Source organism: Parabacteroides leei (assembly GCF_023369805.1).
In the GTDB taxonomy this organism is placed as follows: domain Bacteria; phylum Bacteroidota; class Bacteroidia; order Bacteroidales; family Tannerellaceae; genus Parabacteroides; species Parabacteroides leei.
On record NZ_JAMBQG010000021.1, the window covers coordinates 1 to 18620 of the forward strand.

Consider the following 18620-nt stretch of genomic DNA (forward strand, 5'->3'; position numbering starts at 1 on the left):
AATATATAGACTATTATAACAATAAAAGAATTAAAATCAGATTAAATGGAAAGAGTCCGGTGCAGTACCGAACTCTTTATCAAAATATATAGTAGATAACTTGTCCAACTTTTCGGGGTCACTTCAAATGATGTGCGGAGGGGATTTTTTATGAATGGATTCGGATGTTGTCAGGTATGAATGTTTCAGATATTGACAGTTTTGAATGTTTCATTAATTATCAGTTTTGAATGTTTCATTATTTGACAGATATAAGCAATCATTGAAGCTATCCCCTTATCAAAGAGACTTCGCCATTACAGGTTCATTTGCCGTCAGTTTTAACTGACGGCAAATGAACCTGTAACTGGTTTTGTCTTATTTATGACTGATAGCTGATGGACAGACAGGGGCATTTTCCTATATTATTGACTCAGTTATTTCTAAATACGAACCTCACTCATTCTACGATATTTCCTATCGCATTGAACGTTACATCTGTACTCTGTCCATTATGATCGACAGTGAAGGTATAGAATGTACCGTTTGTATCGATCTTTACATTGATCGACTCTATTGTATCTCCTGCATAACCCGTAGACTGGAAGGCAGCCATGATGATTTCCGGCACATTTTGTTCCGGGATCGCATATGAAGTGCTTTGCCATCTGTAGTCCTTATTCAGTTGGGCGATCTTGTAGACTTGTCCATCCAGCATATTTAAGATATACCCTTCACTGTTGCTCTGTATATCCAGTAAGGTACAGGTGGCGAAAGTCAGGTTCATCAGGTTGTGTACAGGATCGGGGATGACGATCGGGGCATCCTCGTTCCCTTTGTCGGGGACTGCTTTGATGAGGTTACCGTATTCGGAGTAATACAAATCCATGTCGCTATCCGCCTTTTCGGCCTCAATCTTGTAGACTACCGCCATGCTGTCGCGGTGGATGGTATAGGTATCGTCCACTTTCCAACCTGCGTAAAGGCCGTTGTCGAAAGCTGTTGTGACAGGTTGAGGCAACTGGTTGAAAGGCGTGTCGGCCTTATCCATCATCCACTTGCCCTGTTCGGTGAGCCACGCTTCGGTGGAGACGCCGTTGTTGGTGAATTCGGCTACATAATAATTACCTTCGATGGTGAAGATCGGGTTGGAGGCATCCGGATATTTGTCGTTGAAGGTCTGTAACACAGGTTGGGTAGGTTCGATCGCGTTCTTGTGGTCGTCGTCGTTGTTGTCGCAAGCCGTCGTGAATAAGGCTATTCCTGCGATCAGGGAGAATAAGATTGATCTTGTGTTCATACGTTTATTGTTTAGCGATTAATACATTGTATAATTGTGTTGGATAATAACAACCCTGCCGCGTGGAATGTTCTGTGTAAAACCGAACACACTGTCCGATATTGAACACTCTATATTTGTAACTAATAGCACATATTCAATACGTTAGCTTTTTGGCACGGAGTTTGCCTCTACCGGGGCAGAACATAAAACAATACTAAATATGGACAGAGAGATATCGAAAGAGGAACAAAGAAAAGAACAACGCAAGCAATTTATAAAGATCGGTGCCGGCGTAGGAGCTGCCGTGATACTGATAGCCGTTGTCATCTCTTTTCTACAAACCAGCTTGAATCGTAAAGATTTAACTATATCGACCGTAGATAAAGGCGTGATAGAAGTATCCGTCAGCGCCTCCGGTAAGGTGATCCCTGCATTTGAGGAAATCATCAACTCACCGATCAATTCCCGCATCGTCGAGATATACAAAAAGGGTGGCGACTCCGTCGATATCGGAACGCCTATCCTCAAACTCGACCTGCAAAGCGCGGAGACAGACTATAACAAACTACTCGACGAAGAACAAATGAAACGCCTTGAACTCGAAAAGCTACGTGTCACCAATCATAGCAAACTCTCCGAAATGGAAATGAAGCTGAAGGTCTCCCGCATGGAACTCGATCGTAAAGCCGTGGAACTCCGCAACGAACGCTACCTCGACAGCCTTGGCGCGGGTACCACCGACAAAGTCCGCCAGGTAGAACTCGACTACAATGTCAGCCAACTCAAACTGAAGGAAGACGAACAGAAATACATTAACGAACAAGCCCTGACGGATGCCGACCTGAAAGTAAAAGAACTCGAACTCAACATCTTCCGCAAAGGCCTGGCCGAGACCAAGCGTACGCTCGACGATGCCCAGATCCGTTCCCCCCGTAAGGCCATCCTTACGTATGTAAACAACGAGATCGGCTCGCAGGTACCGCAAGGCACGAAGGTCGCCATCGTCTCCGACCTTTCGCACTTCAAGATCGAAGGCGAGATAGCCGATACCTATGGCGACCGTATCGCCGCCGGCAGCAAAGCGGTGGTGAAGATCGGCAGCGATAAACTCGACGGGACTGTCAGCGATGTGACTCCGCTCTCCAAGAACGGTGTTATCTCCTTCACCGTACAGTTGGAAGAGGACAGTCACCGCCGTCTCCGCTCCGGTTTGAAGACGGACGTCTACGTCATGAATGCCGTAAAAGACGACGTCATGCGCATTGCCAACGCTTCCTATTACGTAGGTAAAGGCGAATACGAACTGTTTGTCATCAACGGCGACCAATTGTTGAAGCGTAAAGTCCAGCTCGGTGACAGCAACTACGAATACGTGGAAGTAGTCAGCGGCCTCGAACCCGGTGATCAGGTCATCGTCTCCGACATGGCAAGCTATAAGGACAAGAACAAACTCAAAATAAAATAACTTTACAGTTGACAGATGGGCTTCGCGCTCGGAGATAGCAATAACTGAGTCAATAATATAGGAAAATGCCCCTGTCTATCCATCAGCTATCAGTTATAAATAAGACAAACCCAGTTACAGGTTTATTTGCCGTCAGTTTTAACTGACGGATCAGTAAATGATCTATTTCTCTGGACTTTAGTCCCCTTTTAAACAGTCTCTTTATTTACAGAGAAATGTGGCTAAAGCCAAAAGAGGATAAACAACTTGTAATCCGTCAGCTAAAGCAGACGGCAAATGAACCTGTAATGGCGAAGTCTCTTTGATAAGGGGATAGCTTCAATGATAGCTAATATCTGTCAAATAACGAATTAATAACAACAATTTAAATATCAAACATTATGATCAAGTTAACAAACCTCGAGAAGATCTACCGCACGAAAGAGATTGAAACAGTTGCCTTAGAGAATGTAAATCTGGAAGTACGGAAAGGTGAATTCCTGAGTATCATGGGCCCTTCCGGTTGCGGAAAATCCACCCTGTTGAATATCATGGGACTGCTCGACGCCCCGACATCAGGCCATATCGAGATTGACGGTACCGACACGATCCGCATGAACGACAAACAATTGGCCGCCTTCCGTAACCAGAAGCTCGGTTTCGTCTTCCAGTCGTTCCACCTGATCAATTCGCTGAACGTACTCGATAACGTGGAACTGCCTTTGCTCTATCGCAAAGTGTCCTCTTCCGAACGCCGCAAGGCAGCCGAAGCTGTTCTCGAGAAGGTTGGCCTCAGCCATCGTATGCGTCACTTCCCGACACAGCTTTCCGGTGGTCAGTGCCAGCGTGTAGCCATCGCCCGTGCCATCGTGGGTAACCCCGACATCATCCTTGCCGATGAGCCGACCGGTAACCTCGACTCGAAGATGGGTATCGAAGTAATGGAGATCCTGCATAAACTGAATAAGGAAGACGGCCGCACCATCGTGATGGTCACTCACAACGAGGCACAGGCACAGCAAACCAGCCGTACGGTGCGGTTCTTCGACGGGCGCCAGGTTCAATAAGTTGTTACTTTTGGCTTGATCCAAAAGTAACCTTTCCCCTCTTGAGAGGGGGCAGGGGGTGTGTCACAGGCAGGACTGACAGAGGCAGTGTACTAACCCGATACCCGGCTGCGGGGAATGTCGATAGCCTAAGGCTCGGCAGTGCCGTACCCTGATGCAGTAGACTACCGCACCCCGATGCGGTGAAGAGCCGCACCCGGATACAGTTAGTCGCCGCATCCTGATGCGGCAGTGTCGAGCACGGTAAGGCTGACTGTCCCTATCCGAGGCTTTTGATAGAGGCGGTAGCTGGGGTTGTATTGACTATGCACCTCCGCCACCCACCTCCCCGGTGTCAGTACTTCGGGGAGCATGAAGGCCAGGCGGGTGGATTCGTTGATGAAGATCCGGTTGGGTTCGATGAAATAGCGTTTGTCGCCACCCTCTTCCTGACGAAGCACGAGGCCCACTTCGGGATGGTCGCCCATCACTTTGATACGGAGGCCATGAATGAAAAGCGGAAGGGTGTAGCCGGCGGGGATGACGCAGAACTCGCGACCCTCCTGGCGTCGGAAAGGGTCGTTGTGGATACTTACTTCGTTAGGCGCCGGCGCGTTGCGGTGGTAAGGGGTGACCTCCACCGGGAACCAGTCGGCCAGCTGGTTGAGACGGGGCGAGGGACGGAGCTTGATACGGATGGCATGCCGCTCGCGGTCGAACTTCTCGTACTCGGTCTTGAAGCGGCCATTGACGGTCAACTCCGTACGACCCAGTCCGAAGTCGACGTTGAAACCGTCTTCGATGGCGCCGTAGATTTCTTCCATCATGGTACGGAAGGAGGCGACGAGCGTCCCGTGCGAATAGGAAGAATGATGCTCCACCGCCCGTTCGGCGATGTCATCGATATCCAGCGTGTGGTGAAGGGGGAGGGTTCCTTTGTAGAACGGAGCCTGTCCGGGAAGCTGGCTTTTGGTCAGGTTGACAAGCAGTTTGCCGGGCTTGACGGTCATCCGCGATTTGGGTAGTTCTTTATCCATAGACTAGTGTGATTTTAAAGTTTGAATAACAAAGATAGACATTATGTATAAACAATACTTCAAACAAGCCTGGCAATTGATGAAGCAGAACCGCTTCTACAGTGCCGTTTACATCATCGGTACCGGATTGGCGATCTCAATGGTGATGGTGATGGCGATAGCCTACCATATACGCACGGCCAGCATGGCGCCTGAGGTGCATCGCGACCGGACGTTGTATGTCTCTTTTCTTGAGTATGCGAAGGGAAACAGTTCCAGCTCCGCCTTTTTCAGTGCACGCACCGCCAAGGAATGCCTCTTCTCCTTAAAGACCGCTGAGGAGGTAGCCGTGGCGACCGATCCCGTCATCCTTTCGCTGCTGAAAGGCGACTCCTATGCCCAGCTATCCGGCGGTGATCCTTATAAGGTGTCGATGATGGGGACGAACGATGGCTTCTGGCATCTCTTCGAGTTCTCCTTCCTCGACGGTAAACCGTTTGATAAAGCCGAATTTCAGTCAGCCATGCCCCGCGTAGTCTTGTCGTCCTCACTGGCGAAGAAGCTCTTTTCGCGGACAGACGTATCGGGACAGTCCATCCTGTTGGATGATGTGGAATACAGGGTATGCGGGGTAGTGAAAGATGTCTCCGCCATCACGCCCTCGGTCGCAGCCGATCTGTGGATACCCTATTCCTGTCTGCCCGCCATTATGGAAACAGGCAGCAGCGAGTCAGACACATCGATCGGCTTCCTGGTGGGAAGTATCCTGCCTGCCAGGGGCGTATCGGAACAGGAGGTGGCCGATGAGCTGGACGAACAGATCCGCCGTTACAACTCCACCTTGCGTGACGGGAAGATCCGCTTGCAGAATGGGATTGAGTCGCATGGAAAGCACGTCATTGCTCAGTTTGTGGGAGGAAGTATCGGTACCAATTCGGGAGGAGCCAATCCGGTGAACATCGTTTACTTTGCTCTCGCCTTTCTGGTGTTCCTGTTCCTGATGATACCGGCCCTCAACTTGTCGGGACTGAACGCCTCGCACATGCAAGACCGCATCGCCGAGTTGGGCGTACGCAAAGCCTTCGGGGCACGTAAGGCAGGGCTGTTCCTGCAAATACTGGTCGAAAATATGGTGCTGATGCTGCCCGGAGGACTGATAGGCCTGCTGTTCTCATATCTGTTGGTGATCCTTTTCCGGAACTTGCTGTTGGCTCCGGGAGTGTTTGCCCTATTGACAGGTGGAGGGGTGAGTGTGGAACTGACACCGGGCATGATGCTGAATCCCGCCGTGTTCGGATATACATTCCTGGTCTGCCTGGTGCTTAACGTCCTGTCGTCGATGATACCGGTCTGGCGTGCCGTGCGGGTGAATATAATAGAGGCTATAAACAATTAAACGAAGAATGGCTATGTTCAAACATATACTCAAACTGATCAAGGCCCAGCGGAAAAGCAATGCCTGGGTGTTCCTGGAACTACTGATCGTCTTTATCCTGCTTTGGTGGTCGGTCGACAACTGTCTGATGCAAGGCATTACCGCTTTCCAGCCGGAAGGTTTCTCGGTGGATAACGTCTGTAAAGTGACGCTGGCTGTCCGTCCGCATACCAGTGCCTCTTATATAACGTATGACGAAGGCAGCGAAGAGGTAGGGAAGAACTTCCTTCGTATCGTCGACCGTCTGCGGATGCATCCGGATGTGGAAGCGGTTACATTCTGTAATCAGCAATCGGCTCCGTTCACCTACTCTAATAATTACAATACGTACTGGAACGATACCATCTCGTCGGTCGGCGGGCTGAACTATACTGTCAGTCCCGACTATTTCCGGGTGTTCGATATCCATACGGCCGACGGAGGTTCACCCGAGCGGCTGGCGGAAGCCCTGTCTACCGGCTGGGTCGTCAGCGAGACACTGGCAAAGGAACTCGTACCGGATGGACAACTGAAAGGAAAACGATTGGCTTTTAATAAAGGAGATAGTACCACCTACCGCATCGACGGTATAACGGCTCCGATCAAGAAGCAGGGGTTCGACCAACCCCGGGTAATCGGCTTCATGGCTATGACGGAGAAAGAAGCATACAAGGTAAGCGAACAGGAACTGGCCCGTACGTTGATCTGTATCCGCCTTCGCCCCGCCGTGGCAGGCTCCACCGACTATGCTGCCCGTTTCAAAAAGGAGATGAAGCAAAGCCTCGCATCAGGCAATTTCTGGCTGGCCGACGTGCAGTATTATCCGGATATTCGTACGAAGTATCTCGACAACTCCCTACAGATAAACGGTCGCCGGCTGACCGTGGCGGTGAATCTCTTCCTGCTGGTGAACGTCTTCCTGGCTATGATCGGTACGTTCTGGTTCCGCGTGAACCGTCGGCGCAGCGAATTAGGATTGCGTATGGCCATCGGCTCATCCCGCATCGATCTCAAACGGCTGGTAATCGGTGAAAGTCTGGTCATCCTGACCATTGCTTCGATCCCGGCTTTGTTGATCTGCCTGAATATGGCCTATGTCGATTTTCTCAGCCGGGAAGTGATGGAGGTTACCTTCGGACGTCTGTTGACCGTCAGTCTGCTTACCTGGGGAATCCTGGCCGGTATCATCATCCTGGCCGTCTGGTATCCGTCGCATAAGGCAGCCTATCTGGAACCGGCAGAGGCCTTACATTATGAATAAATCCCGTACGGGCGGTTCGCGAACCGCCCCTGCATAAACAACAATAACGACTATGTATAAACTCTATTTCAAACAAGCCCTGGCCATGCTGAAGGAGAATAAACTCCTCAGCCTGATCTCCATTCTGGGTACAGCTTTGGCTATCTGTATGATTATGGTGATGGTGATCACTTACAAGGTAAGGGTAAATAACTATTCGCCGGAGGATAACCGCGACCGGACGATGTATGTGCGGTGGGGCGGGCGTGACTTTAAAGGTTCAAACTATGGTAACGGTTACCTCTCCCTGAAGACGATCCGGGAGTGTATCCAGACGATGGAAACACCCGAAGCAGTCGCCATTGTTTCCCCCTGGCGCAGCCAGTTGGCTTCTATTCCGGGAGGACGGGAGAAGAAAGATTGCCTGATGCTGTTTACCGACGATGTGTTCTGGAAGGTATTCAACTTCGACTTTGTGTCCGGTAGCCCGTATACGAAAGAAGAGGTGCAGTCGGGTATCAAAAAGGTTGTTATTGCGGAGTCGCTTGCCCGTCGGCTTTACGGTACTTCCGATGCGGCCGGCAAGACGATCATGATCAGCTATAAACCCTATACCGTCAGCGGCGTAGTGAAAGATGTGTCTACGATTGCCAAAGCTTCGTATTCCGAAGTCTGGGTGTCTTATTCGGCGCAGCCTTTCCCCGACGATACCTGGGCAGAGAGCATTACCGGCTGGTATCAGGCCATTATCCTGGCACATTCTCCTTCCGATTTCGATGCCATCCGGCAAGAGATGGATAGGCAACTGGTTCGTTACAACAGTTCGCTGGCCGATTACAAACTTACGCTGTACGACCAGCCCGATACTCATCTGGATTGGGAGATCAAAGGTCTGGGGGCAATGGGGCCTGACAAGACAAAGACCATCCTGCAATATCTGCTGGTGATCGTTATCTTGCTGCTCGTTCCGGCCATCAACCTGTCGGGTATGACCTTGTCGCAGATGCGGAAGCGCATGTCGGAGATAGGTATCCGTAAGGCATTCGGGGCAACCCGGGGCACATTGTTGGTGCAGATCCTTTCAGAGAGCATGGTCTTGACCCTGTTGGGAGGCGTTATCGGGTTGTTTATCTCTTATATAGCGATCTGGCTGATGCGTACCTGGTTATTGAGCAACAGCTTTGCTTCGATCTCCTCTGTCTTCGGAGGCACGCCGGCGTTGTCGGTGACGGAGCTGCTTAACCCGGTGATATTCCTCTATGCCTTTGTGTTTTGCCTGATACTCAACCTGATGTCGGCGGGAATACCGGCTTACCGGATGGCCCGGAAGAATGTAATGGAAGCGTTGAACGAATACTAAACCCATACGAAGATGATTAATCATATATTAAAACAAATATGGAACCAGCGGAAGAGTAACAGCTGGTTGTTCGGTGAACTGTTGCTTGTAGCCGTTTGCCTGTGGTACATAATCGATTTTTTGCTGGTGACGCTGTATGCTTTCAGTGCTCCTGTGGGGTTTGATATCGACCATACTTATAAGTTCCAGTTCAGCGCACGCGAAGAGGGTGCCGAGAGGTATCTGTCGTCCGAAGAACATCCGGCAACCGTAGGCGAGGACTTGTGGGATGCGATGAACAGGCTCAGGCTGCATGCGGGGGTGGAAGCGGTTACTTTGTCGAGATTCGGCGTGCCGTATAACGATATAATCAATTATATGCCTTTGGGACGTGATACGGTGGTGGAGAAGACGGCTTGCCGTATCTATTACGTAACACCGGAGTATTTTGATGTCTACCGTATCCCTGCGGCACCGGGAAGTAACCGGCAGCCGGGAGAGGGAGTGACTGCCAATAGCATTGTCCTGACAAAGGATGCGGCCGATAAGATATTCGAAGGGCAGGATGCTCTCGGAAAGATGGTCTATTCCGGCGATAATACCTGGACAACCAAAGTAGGGGCTATTTGCGGGGTAGTTCGTAGTTCTGAGTTTAAGCGTCCCGGACCGAATGTGTATCTCTGTATGGGAGAAGGGGATATAAAGACGATAGATGCCGGTTTTCTTCCCTGGGCCGAAGTTTCGGTGAGGGTAAAACCGGAAGCAGACAGGGATTTTGCCGAAACCTTTATGAAAGAGAACAGTAATCAGGTAGAGATAGGGAACCTTTACCTGCAAAGCATCACTCCTATATCTACTATACGGGAGGACGGCATACGTGAAGGCAAAGGGGAGATGAATACCCGTTTATCGATCCTGCTCTTCCTGTTGATCAATATCTTCCTGGGAATAGTCGGAACATTCTGGTTCCGTACCCGCCAGCGACAGGGGGAGATGGGACTTCGCATGGCATTGGGGGCTACCCGCAGCCAACTGCGAAGCACTGTCCTGGGCGAAGGTGTCTTGCTGTTGACTCTTGCTTTTGTTCCGGCAGTCGTGATCTGTGGCAATATCATGTTTGCAGATCTGACAAATACAGTACTGATGGATAACACTGTCCTGCGTTTTATCATAGGTATATTGATTACTTACCTGTTGATCGTAGGGATGATCATTGCCGGTATCTGGTATCCGGCCAACGAAGCAGCCAGCCAGGAACCGGCGGAGGCGTTACATTATGAGTAAGGTCGGGATCTTCGATAATGTGCCGATATGCCCGTCCGGCTTTGCCTTGTTTTAACATGAATATGGCAATTGAAGTAGGAACAGATTCAATTCTTGACAGTTTTGAATGTTACTTTTCTCTTGAAAGAAAAGTAACCAAAAGTTCAAGGCTGCACCGGCTTCGCTGCTCCGGGGAAAAACTACGCTGTCGTCTGCGAACTCGCTTCGCTCAAACAGCGCAGCCTCCTCACGCTTCGTCTTTCCCCTTCGCGGACGCTCACCCGCCGAAGGCCTGTCAGAGAACGCAAAGCGTTCTTTGGGGATGGCCGATACCGACACCTTTATAATACAACAGGTGTTTTCGCCTTTAACTGACAGTATCGGCAATCCTAAGAGGAAGCTCCGCTTCCTATGAAAGGCCTCAGCTGGCGAGCGTTAAACGCAGCAGCCGGAGTAAGCGGCCGGAGCATCCGCTGTCTGAGCGAAGCGAGTTCGGAGGCGACAGCGAACGTAGGATGCGGAGTAGCGAACCAGGTGCAGCCTTGATCTTTTGACTACTTTTGGATCAAGCCAAAAGTAGGTTCAATTATTTCTAGAAGTTCATCGAGGCATAAATGCCGAAATGCTTGTCGCTGGCAACCGGACTGATGGTCAGGTTATGCTTTTTAGCGAATGGGCGTGTAAAGATATAAGCACTTCCTGCACCTATCGCCGCTCCGGCAGCCACATCCCACCAGTCGTGCTTCTTGGCATACGTGCGACTCCATCCTACATAGGTTGCTACGGCATATGCCGGGATACCCCATTTCCAACCGTAACGGCGTTGTATAAAGGCCGCTCCCGTGAAAGACACCGAAGTGTGCATGGAAGGGAACGAATGGTTATTGCTGCCGTCGGGCCGTTCTTTCTTGACGATATACTTCAGGGCATAGGTCATACCTAAAGTTGTCACGCCGGCCAGTGCACCTTGTTTCAGTCCCTGCCAGTCCTGCAACGCCAATATGGTCGCCAGGCTGGCGGCCGGTGTTACGAAGGCCAGTACGTCGCCGGAGGTGCGTACCGCTTTGCGGCTTCCGCTGATTTGTATTTCCTGTGCGTTTGCAGCAAGGCAGGCCGTGAATGCCAGAAGGATAATAAGAATGTGTTTGATAGGTCGCATAATCATGTTTTATTAATGATATGAACGACTTTTACCAGAATTTATTGTTTTCAGCACTGTATTCAAAGCCGGCAATAGCCAGTTTATGTACAAGCATATCCTTGTCTACATCCATCTTACTGCATAATTCATCGAGTGATGCATATCGGTCGCGCAGTTTCATGTTGACTACGCTAAAGAGCATCGCCGGGTCTTCGGGGAGTTTCATTGTTTTCATCATTTAATTTAAATAACTGTGAAATATTCTATTTTGTTCAAAACGGGCGGTTTTAATATAAAGCGATCAGTTTAGGGAAAAAGATGATTCCGCCTATGATAGCAGCGGCAATAGCCATGATTAATACAGCCCCCGCTGCCAGGTCTTTAGTACGTTTGATGGCTTCGCTGTATTCGGGTGACACGAAATCTGCTATCGCTTCCAGTGCCGAGTTGACTGCCTCGGCTGCCAGTACTGCACCGATCACGATCACGACGGCGATCCATTCCGTCTGCGAAATATCCAACAGGAAACCGGCCGCTATCACACAAACGGCTGCAAAGCAATGTATCCAGGCATTGTGCTCTTTTGTGATCAATATGCGTATTCCGTTGAAGGCATACCGGAAACTCCGTAGCCGTTTGCGGAAAGTAAAACCATCGTTCTTCATATTATAACCTGTTGAAGCCGCAAAGATAGGCATTTTAATTAAAATCCGTTCATCGGAACCAAAACAGTAGGGATCAATAATAGGAATCCGACGATGACCATCACCAGGATAAACTTCCAGGCCCAGCCGAACCATTTGTCGTAAGGGATGCGGCTGACTCCCAGTACGGCGATCAGTACGCCGGAAGTCGGAGTGATCAGGTTGGTGAACCCGTCACCGAACTGGAAGGCCATGACGGTTGCCTGTTTGGACAACCCGATCAGGTCGGAGAAGGGAGCCATGATAGGCATCGTCAGGGCGGCTTTCGCACTGCCTGAAGGGATCACCAGGTTGATCAGTGTCTGGATAACGTACATCATGCCGACGGTGGCCACCTGTCCGAGTCCTTCCATCCCTTTGGCCAGGTTAAAGAGGATCGTGTCGATGATCTTTCCGTCCTGCAGGATCACGATGATACCGCCTGCCAGTCCGACAACCAGGGCGGCACTCATAATATCTTTGCATCCGTTGAGGAAGAGTTTGACCAGTTCGTTCGGTGTACGGTTATTGGCTATTCCGGCTGCTATTCCCAGCACAAAGAATAGGGTGGCGATCTCCATGATATACCAACCGTAACCCATCACCCCGGTGATGAGGTAAAAGATCGTAAAGAACAATAGGTTCAGTATATACAGGTGAACCGTTTTCCTCAGTGCAACGACCGAAGTCAGGATGAAAGCGACGGTAAGGATCGGCATTAAAGGTAATCCTTCGATTGTGCTGTTACCTATCCGTAAGGTCGTCAGCGGATAATAAATGGCGAAGACGATCTGTGCTGCCGTCAACAGGGCGAAACTGATCCAGGCAGCTTTGGGTGTATGGTAAGTGACGTCGAGCGAGGTATTGCTGTGCAGGTCGCGCCAGTACTGGTCTTCTTCGTAAACAGGAGAGAGCTTCGGGTTCTTCTTCACTTTGGCTGCGTATCGCAATATCCATGCAAATCCGATGATGTTAATTACAAACCAGCAGAAGATGCGGTATTCTATCCCCGAGAAAAGCGGAATACCCGCCAACCCCTGTGCTATACCGATCGTGAAAGGATTGAGTATAGCTCCGGCAAACCCGAGTCCGGCGGCAACGAACACCATACAGACCCCGGTGATCGAGTCGTACCCCATCGAGATCGCCATCGGAACCAATACCAGGCAGAAGGCGATTGTCTCTTCACTCATACCGAACACAGCTCCGAATATACTGAACAATAACATGATGGAGGTCAGAAGGAAATTCTCTACCCCGATTTTCCGTATCAGCGGGTTGCTTTCCATCTTCCGGGCTTTTCGCAGGAAACTGACGGTGCCGATATCGAAAGCCTTGCTGTCGTTTACGATCCAGAATGCCCCGCCGATGATCAGGATAAAGACGATGATGTCCGCCTTGTCGACAAAGCCTTTATAGAATGCAGAAAATACTTGCCAGGTCTGCGGAACCCGCTCTACCGTTTCGTAGACGACTGTTTTCTGTCCTGCGTCGTCGATACTTTCCATGTATTGTCCGCCGGGAATGATCCAGGTCAGGGCGGCACAAAAGAGGATGATATAAAATATGATAACGTACGTGTGAGGTATCTGTCTTTTCTTCATGATTCTTATTCTGTATCTGTTTCTTCTTCGATTTCTGTCAACGGTCCGAGTTCGGGGATGATGGCACGGGCTTCACGATCGCTCAACGTATCCACATCTTTCAGCTTCCGTTGGATGGCACGGGTGCGGGTACCCAATACCTCTTCTATCTGGCCGCTGGCCGTTTGCAGGTTCTTCTGTGCTTTTTCCAGCATACCGCCTACTTTCTCGAATTCTTTTTTTACAGCACCGAGTATCGTCCATACCTCGCCCGAATGTTTCTGTATCGCCAGGGTACGGAAACCCATTTGCAGGCTGTTCAGGATAGCGGCTAGCGTTGTCGGGCCTGTCACTACCACTTTATAGGTACGTTGTAACTCTTCCAATAGGGCGGAGCGGCGCACCACTTCGGCGTAGATCCCTTCGAACGGGAGGAACATAATACCGAAGTCAGTCGTAGCGGGCGGGTCCAGGTATTTGTCGGATATGTCTTTGGCCATCTTCTTGATGGTTGTTTCCAATAGCTTGCCTGCGGCTTCGATTGCCTGCGGGTCTGCATTATCATAGGCATCCAGTAGTTGCTCGTATATGTCTTTGGGGAATTTGGCGTCGATCGGGAGATAGACATATTCGCGCATATCGTCGCGGCCCGGCAGCTTGACGGCAAATTCGACAACGGTATCCGATCCTTTGCGGGTATGGAAGTTCGCTTCGTACTGCTCCGGAGCCAGGATCTGTTCGAGCAGCATATTAAGTTGTATCTCCCCGATATTTCCACGTGTCTTGACATTGCTCAGTACCCGTTTCAGTCCGCCTACATCCTGTGCCAGCGTCTGCATTTCCCCGAGTCCTTTCTGTACGCTCTCCAATTGTTCGGTGACCAGGCGGAAAGATTGCCCGATCCGGTCGTTCAGTGTCTTTTGTAGTTTCTCATCTACGGTGACACGAATATCTTCCAGACGTTTTTCCGTATTGGCGATCAATAGGCGTTGCTGTTCGTCGAGGTTAGTGAACTTTTCCCGTTGCAGGTTGTTGAAAGAAGCGATACCCCGGTCGAAAGCTTCACGGAATTCGCTCATGGAACGGGTCAGTTCTTCCCGGTTATCGCGGGCAACGATACGTCCTTCTTCGCGGTTCAGGCGGAAGTCTTCCCTGAAGTTTTTTTCAATGCGTTCGAACGAACGTTGCATCTCGTCAAGCAGGCGTTTCAGTTTGTTTTGTGTATCGGAAGTGTCCTTTTTAGGACGGAATAAGATCTGTAAAATAATGATGATAAGAAGTCCGCAAATGATTAACCAATCCATGTCTTTTTATTTTGCGTCAAAGATAGAAAAACTGTGCTCTCATTAAGTAATTAAAAAGAGTTAAAAGAAAGAACATTATTCTTTAACTTTTGTTTTAGTGGTACAAAGCAGCTTATATTTGTGAGCCGCTTGTAACGTAAAACATAAAATACTACAAAGATGGCAAAAATAACATTTAAAGGTGGTGCCGTAAATACAAATGGCTCATTACCAGCAGTAGGAGTAGAGGCTCCGGATTTCAAAGGGGTAAAAAGTGACTTGTCTGAATTGTCTCTGAAAGACCTGAAAGGAAAGAACGTTGTGATCAATGTATTTCCCAGTCTGGATACAGCGGTTTGTGCCGCCTCGGTGAGACGCTTTAATAAAGAAGCTGCTTCTTTGCCTAATACTGTGGTTCTGGCCGTATCGAAAGATCTGCCTTTTGCACATGGACGCTTCTGTACGACGGAAGGCATCGATAAAGTGATCACACTTTCTGCATTCCGGTGTTCATGTTTCGAAGATAAGTACGGGATGCTGATGGTTGACGGTCCGCTGAAAGGTCTATTGGCCCGTGGCGTGATAGTTGTCAACGAAGCAGGTAAAGTGGTTTATGAGGAACTTGTTTCCGAAATTACCAACGAACCGAATTACGAAGCCGCAATCGCTTCGCTAAAAAACTAATTAAGTAGATTATTGTTTTTCATTGGTTAAAGTTAAGGGTTAGTGTAGAAGGCTGTCGGATGTGAATCCCGCAGCCTTCGTTTTTTAGAGTTGGGTATCTTGGAATTTATTCGTATCATTGCATCAAATTAAATCATCTTATGTGTTCAATAACTTCTCCTCTTTTCTACATATTTTATTTTAATTAAAAAGAAGTTATGAATAACTGGAAAAAAGTATTCGCTATTATATGGACCGGTCAGTTCTTCTCTATCCTGACCAGCTCGATCGTTAATTTCGCAATCATCTTATGGCTTAGTTTTGAAACGAAATCGGCTGAGGTATTGGCTTTTGCAGCCATAGCCGCCATGCTTCCGCAGTCGGTACTCGGATTGTTTACCGGAATATTTATAGACCGCTGGAAGAGGAAGCGGGTTATGATTATGGCGGATAGCTTCATTGCATTCTGTACACTGATCCTTGCCGTCCTGTTCTATCTGGATGTAGCGAAGCTCGGACATGTGTATATCTTGCTGGCTTTGCGTTCGGTAGGATCGGCTTTTCATATGCCGGCGATGCAAGCATCTGTGCCTTTACTGGCTCCCAAGTCGGAGCTGATCCGTATAGCCGGGATCAATCAGATCATCCAATCGGCCTGTAATATTGCCGGGCCTGCCCTGACTGCCCTTTTTATCTCTTTTATGGAGATGACGAATATCCTGCTATTGGATGTGATCGGGGCGGCACTGGCCTGTACCTCTCTTTTATTTGTAAAGATCCCCGATCCCGATAATACGGAAAAGACGCAAAAGGTGCATCTGCTGAAAGAAGCAAAGGAGGCCTTCGCGGAAGTTCATGCACAGCATGGGGTGTCGTGGCTGTTTGTCTTTTCTATCATCGCTACTTTTTTTATTATGCCGGTCAGTGTTTTATTCCCGTTGATGACGCTCGACCATTATTCCGGCAATGCTTTTCAGATCAGCCTGGTTGAGGCTGCCTGGGGAATAGGGGCTTTGCTGGGCGGTGCTTTTCTGGGGATGAAGAAGTTTAAACTGAATGAGATTTCGTTGATAAACTGGATGTATATTTTGCTGGGATTGACTTTTGGTTTGTCGGGTGTCCTGCCGGTTTCGGGTTATCCTGTGTTTGTCGGACTGACTGCCATTGGCGGCATATCCGGTTCTCTTTATATGGCCTCCTTTACTACGGTGGTGCAGACCCGTATCAATCCGGTGGTGATGGGACGCGTATTCTCTTTTTATATGAGTGTCAGCTTGCTCCCTTCGATGGTTGGGTTGCTGAGCACCGGTTTCCTGGCAGATACGATCGGGATTGGAAATACGTTTATTATCGGCGGAGGACTGGTGGGGCTGACCGGACTGTTCTCGTTTGCTACGCCAGCCATAAAAGAGTTGAAGAAAGGGTTTGATAAATAGTCTTGTCATCGCCGTTTTGTCATCCCGGGTGTAACCCGGGATCGCATACTTGACATTGTATCGGTATAGTATGAGTTGGCGGATCGAGTCCGCCTTGACAAAACAGGCTTCTGGAATAGTCTTTTCTTTAATCTTTTCCGCTCTGATCCGGGTAGAGCGTTTTGTAATACTTCACACGTTCTCCCCAGGGGCGGTATTCAAACGGAAATACATGTTTTTCTTCGGCCCATCGGTTCCATTTCTTCTCCAATGCTTTAACCTTCTCAGGATACACGGCCGCCTGGTCATTCTCTTCAAACGGATCGGTCGTCAGGTTGATCAACTCCCAGGGATGTCTGGCATTGTCACGTACCAGTTTCCAACCGTCCGAAATGATGGCACAGGAGGTGTTATGTTCAAAGAATAAATCCCGTGAAGCGATCTCTTTATTTTGAATGGCAGGCAATAGGCTTTCCCCTTCAGTGGCATGCAGCTCTTTGTTGTTGAATTGTGGGGGATACCCGGCCGAAGCCATCTCCAGACAGGTTGGCATCACATCGATGATATGGCTGAATTCCCGGCTGAACTTGCCTTTGAGAACATTCTTTTGCGGATCGCCGTACATCACGATAAAAGGCGCGCTTGTTCCTCCCTGAAAGCACAATGCTTTATAATCTCTGTAAGGAGTATTGCTTAAATCGGCCTGCAACTGCGCTATAAATCCGCCTTCCCTGGTAGCACCGTTGTCACTCATAAATAAGAAGATGGTATTTTCGTAGATACCCTTTTCTTTGGTAGCGGCAATAACCTTTCCGATGCCGTCGTCCATTATTTCGATCATGGCGGCATAGGTTGCCATGTCCGTTATCCATGCTTCCTGTTGCTCCGGAGTGAGACTGGTCCAGGCCGGGCGTTTTCCTTCAAATTCTTTCTGGTGGATGGGCAACGTATCTCCGGCATTGACCAGTCCTATCTCTTTCTGGCGGTCGAAACGTTGTTGCCGCAAGATATCATATCCCACCTTATATCGTTCACGACATGCTTTCACCCGGTCTTCAGGGGCCTGTAAAGGTCTGTGAGGGGCGTAATGCGCCAGATACATAAACATCGGAACATCCGCCGGATGGTTGCTGATGAAGCTGACGGCAGAGTCTGTAATGGCTGTTGTGTAGTAATAATTGTCAGGAAATTCCGTAATACGTTTCGTGCCGGAATAGACAGGAGTAGGAGTATAATAACTTCCGCCGCCACTCAGGCAGCCGTAATATTTATCGAATCCCCGCTGCGTAGGATAGCTGCCGTTGGGTTTTTCGAAAGCGCCCTCCACTGTCAGATGCCATTTACCACTCATGTAAGTGGCATATCCGTTCGTTTTCAGTATTTCGGCGATAGTGGGGAAGTCGGCCGATATCTGCCCCCTGTATCCGGGTCGATGCTCGTCGACAGCCGTCATCCATCCCATTCCTGCTTCATGTTGATAGCGTCCTGTCATGAGGGCGGCACGGCTGGGGCAACTACGCCCGGTGTTCTTAAACTGGCTGAAGCGTACGCCGTTCTCAGCCAGGTAATCAATGTTAGGGGTCTGAACTTCCCCTCCGTAGCATCCCAAATCTGAAAATCCCATATCATCGCACAGGATCAGAATAATGTTTGGATGCGTCTGTTTGCCGGAATTACCGGCCATCGTGACTTGTGCCAAAGAGGCTAGAGCCACGGTACTCAATAGAATTTTATTCATCATGTTACCTAAGGTTATAAGAGATAAATTATTGCTCTCTTTTTTAGAGTTTTATCATAGATCAAGGGCTAAAGTTACTAAGAATTTCTTA

General features: G+C 49.2%; 18 protein-coding genes. 10 read left to right on the top strand and 8 right to left on the bottom strand.

Going from position 1 to position 18620, the window contains the following annotated elements; translation table 11 throughout:
• On the top strand, nt 1–92 hold a 92-nt coding region (locus M1P97_RS21775), incomplete at its 5' end, for an IS3 family transposase (RefSeq protein WP_249390155.1).
• A 347-nt stretch (nt 93–439) separates the two neighbouring features.
• Here M1P97_RS21775 and M1P97_RS21780 read toward each other — a convergent pair.
• A complete protein-coding gene (locus M1P97_RS21780; protein WP_249390189.1) occupies nt 440–1279 on the bottom strand; it encodes a PepSY-like domain-containing protein in 840 nt (279 codons plus the stop codon).
• Nucleotides 1280–1481: 202 nt separating this feature from the next.
• Here M1P97_RS21780 and M1P97_RS21785 point away from each other — a divergent pair, with 202 nt between their 5' ends.
• Both M1P97_RS21785 and M1P97_RS21790 read left to right on the top strand, forming a co-directional pair.
• The gene (locus tag M1P97_RS21785) at nt 1482–2726 is read left to right on the top strand and encodes an efflux RND transporter periplasmic adaptor subunit (RefSeq protein WP_249390190.1); all 1245 of its coding nucleotides are present in this window, start codon (nt 1482–1484) and stop codon (nt 2724–2726) included.
• Nucleotides 2727–3106: 380 nt separating this feature from the next.
• Complete coding sequence (locus M1P97_RS21790) at nt 3107–3772, top strand: ABC transporter ATP-binding protein (RefSeq protein WP_075558508.1); 666 nt, start codon at nt 3107–3109, stop codon at nt 3770–3772.
• 206 nt (nt 3773–3978) lie between these two features.
• Here the strand turns inward: M1P97_RS21790 and M1P97_RS21795 are convergent, their stop codons facing one another.
• Nucleotides 3979–4788, bottom strand: coding sequence for a DNA-binding domain-containing protein (locus tag M1P97_RS21795; protein WP_249390191.1), 810 nt, complete (start codon nt 4786–4788; stop codon nt 3979–3981).
• A 43-nt stretch (nt 4789–4831) separates the two neighbouring features.
• Here M1P97_RS21795 and M1P97_RS21800 point away from each other — a divergent pair, with 43 nt between their 5' ends.
• The 5 genes from M1P97_RS21800 (at nt 4832) to M1P97_RS26315 (ending at nt 10569) form a co-directional block, all read left to right on the top strand.
• Nucleotides 4832–6163 (top strand): ABC transporter permease, encoded by a 1332-nt coding sequence (locus M1P97_RS21800; protein ID WP_249390192.1) that lies wholly within the window; start codon nt 4832–4834, stop codon nt 6161–6163.
• Nucleotides 6164–6176: 13 nt separating this feature from the next.
• A complete protein-coding gene (locus tag M1P97_RS21805; RefSeq protein ID WP_195374447.1) occupies nt 6177–7442 on the top strand; it encodes an ABC transporter permease in 1266 nt (421 codons plus the stop codon).
• A gap of 52 nt (nt 7443–7494) precedes the next feature.
• The gene (locus M1P97_RS21810; protein ID WP_249390193.1) at nt 7495–8781 is read left to right on the top strand and encodes an ABC transporter permease; all 1287 of its coding nucleotides are present in this window, start codon (nt 7495–7497) and stop codon (nt 8779–8781) included.
• Between the two features lie 12 nt (nt 8782–8793).
• The gene (locus M1P97_RS21815; RefSeq protein WP_249390194.1) at nt 8794–10044 is read left to right on the top strand and encodes an ABC transporter permease; all 1251 of its coding nucleotides are present in this window, start codon (nt 8794–8796) and stop codon (nt 10042–10044) included.
• 390 nt (nt 10045–10434) lie between these two features.
• Entirely contained in the window at nt 10435–10569 is a 135-nt protein-coding gene (locus tag M1P97_RS26315) for a hypothetical protein (protein WP_262923251.1), read from the top strand.
• 46 nt (nt 10570–10615) lie between these two features.
• Here M1P97_RS26315 and M1P97_RS21820 read toward each other — a convergent pair whose 3' ends face one another.
• The 5 genes from M1P97_RS21820 to M1P97_RS21840 all read right to left on the bottom strand — a co-directional run bounded on the left by M1P97_RS21820 (nt 10616) and on the right by M1P97_RS21840 (nt 14734).
• Nucleotides 10616–11182 (bottom strand): phosphatase PAP2 family protein, encoded by a 567-nt coding sequence (locus tag M1P97_RS21820; protein ID WP_229058725.1) that lies wholly within the window; start codon nt 11180–11182, stop codon nt 10616–10618.
• A gap of 31 nt (nt 11183–11213) precedes the next feature.
• Nucleotides 11214–11390: a DUF4250 domain-containing protein gene (locus M1P97_RS21825; protein ID WP_075560084.1), complete on the bottom strand. Its 177-nt coding sequence runs from the start codon at nt 11388–11390 to the stop codon at nt 11214–11216.
• Between the two features lie 61 nt (nt 11391–11451).
• The gene (locus M1P97_RS21830) at nt 11452–11829 is read right to left on the bottom strand and encodes a diacylglycerol kinase family protein (protein WP_195375458.1); all 378 of its coding nucleotides are present in this window, start codon (nt 11827–11829) and stop codon (nt 11452–11454) included.
• A 38-nt stretch (nt 11830–11867) separates the two neighbouring features.
• On the bottom strand, nt 11868–13451 hold the full coding sequence (locus M1P97_RS21835; RefSeq protein ID WP_249390195.1) for a YfcC family protein: 1584 nt from the start codon (nt 13449–13451) through the stop codon (nt 11868–11870).
• A gap of 5 nt (nt 13452–13456) precedes the next feature.
• Entirely contained in the window at nt 13457–14734 is a 1278-nt protein-coding gene (locus M1P97_RS21840) for a DNA recombination protein RmuC (protein WP_249390196.1), read from the bottom strand.
• A gap of 159 nt (nt 14735–14893) precedes the next feature.
• Here M1P97_RS21840 and tpx point away from each other — a divergent pair, with 159 nt between their 5' ends.
• Nucleotides 14894–15397 carry a thiol peroxidase gene (gene tpx, locus M1P97_RS21845; protein WP_195375455.1) on the top strand — a complete coding sequence of 168 codons (504 nt, stop codon included), beginning with the start codon at nt 14894–14896 and terminating at the stop codon, nt 15395–15397.
• A 197-nt stretch (nt 15398–15594) separates the two neighbouring features.
• Nucleotides 15595–16812, top strand: coding sequence for an MFS transporter (locus M1P97_RS21850; RefSeq protein ID WP_249390197.1), 1218 nt, complete (start codon nt 15595–15597; stop codon nt 16810–16812).
• 127 nt (nt 16813–16939) lie between these two features.
• Here M1P97_RS21850 and M1P97_RS21855 read toward each other — a convergent pair whose 3' ends face one another.
• Nucleotides 16940–18532, bottom strand: a complete 1593-nt coding sequence (locus M1P97_RS21855; RefSeq protein WP_195375453.1) for an arylsulfatase — start codon at nt 18530–18532, stop codon at nt 16940–16942.
• Between the last annotated feature and the right edge of the window lie 88 nt (nt 18533–18620).

Bases quoted from the DNA above. Each gene is read 5' to 3' on its own strand.
- M1P97_RS21820 (WP_229058725.1), bottom strand. From the start codon at position 11,182: ATGCGACCTATCAAACACATTCTTATTATCCTTCTGGCATTCACGGCC.
- M1P97_RS21795 (WP_249390191.1), bottom strand. From the start codon at position 4,788: ATGGATAAAGAACTACCCAAATCGCGGATGACCGTCAAGCCCGGCAAA.
- M1P97_RS21780 (WP_249390189.1), bottom strand. From the start codon at position 1,279: ATGAACACAAGATCAATCTTATTCTCCCTGATCGCAGGAATAGCCTTA.
- M1P97_RS21835 (WP_249390195.1), bottom strand. From the start codon at position 13,451: ATGAAGAAAAGACAGATACCTCACACGTACGTTATCATATTTTATATC.
- M1P97_RS21785 (WP_249390190.1), top strand. From the start codon at position 1,482: ATGGACAGAGAGATATCGAAAGAGGAACAAAGAAAAGAACAACGCAAG.
- M1P97_RS21815 (WP_249390194.1), top strand. From the start codon at position 8,794: ATGATTAATCATATATTAAAACAAATATGGAACCAGCGGAAGAGTAAC.
- M1P97_RS21850 (WP_249390197.1), top strand. From the start codon at position 15,595: ATGAATAACTGGAAAAAAGTATTCGCTATTATATGGACCGGTCAGTTC.
- M1P97_RS21825 (WP_075560084.1), bottom strand. From the start codon at position 11,390: ATGAAACTCCCCGAAGACCCGGCGATGCTCTTTAGCGTAGTCAACATG.
- tpx (WP_195375455.1), top strand. From the start codon at position 14,894: ATGGCAAAAATAACATTTAAAGGTGGTGCCGTAAATACAAATGGCTCA.
- M1P97_RS21840 (WP_249390196.1), bottom strand. From the start codon at position 14,734: ATGGATTGGTTAATCATTTGCGGACTTCTTATCATCATTATTTTACAG.
- M1P97_RS21830 (WP_195375458.1), bottom strand. From the start codon at position 11,829: ATGAAGAACGATGGTTTTACTTTCCGCAAACGGCTACGGAGTTTCCGG.
- M1P97_RS26315 (WP_262923251.1), top strand. From the start codon at position 10,435: ATGAAAGGCCTCAGCTGGCGAGCGTTAAACGCAGCAGCCGGAGTAAGC.
- M1P97_RS21855 (WP_195375453.1), bottom strand. From the start codon at position 18,532: ATGATGAATAAAATTCTATTGAGTACCGTGGCTCTAGCCTCTTTGGCA.
- M1P97_RS21790 (WP_075558508.1), top strand. From the start codon at position 3,107: ATGATCAAGTTAACAAACCTCGAGAAGATCTACCGCACGAAAGAGATT.
- M1P97_RS21805 (WP_195374447.1), top strand. From the start codon at position 6,177: ATGTTCAAACATATACTCAAACTGATCAAGGCCCAGCGGAAAAGCAAT.
- M1P97_RS21800 (WP_249390192.1), top strand. From the start codon at position 4,832: ATGTATAAACAATACTTCAAACAAGCCTGGCAATTGATGAAGCAGAAC.
- M1P97_RS21810 (WP_249390193.1), top strand. From the start codon at position 7,495: ATGTATAAACTCTATTTCAAACAAGCCCTGGCCATGCTGAAGGAGAAT.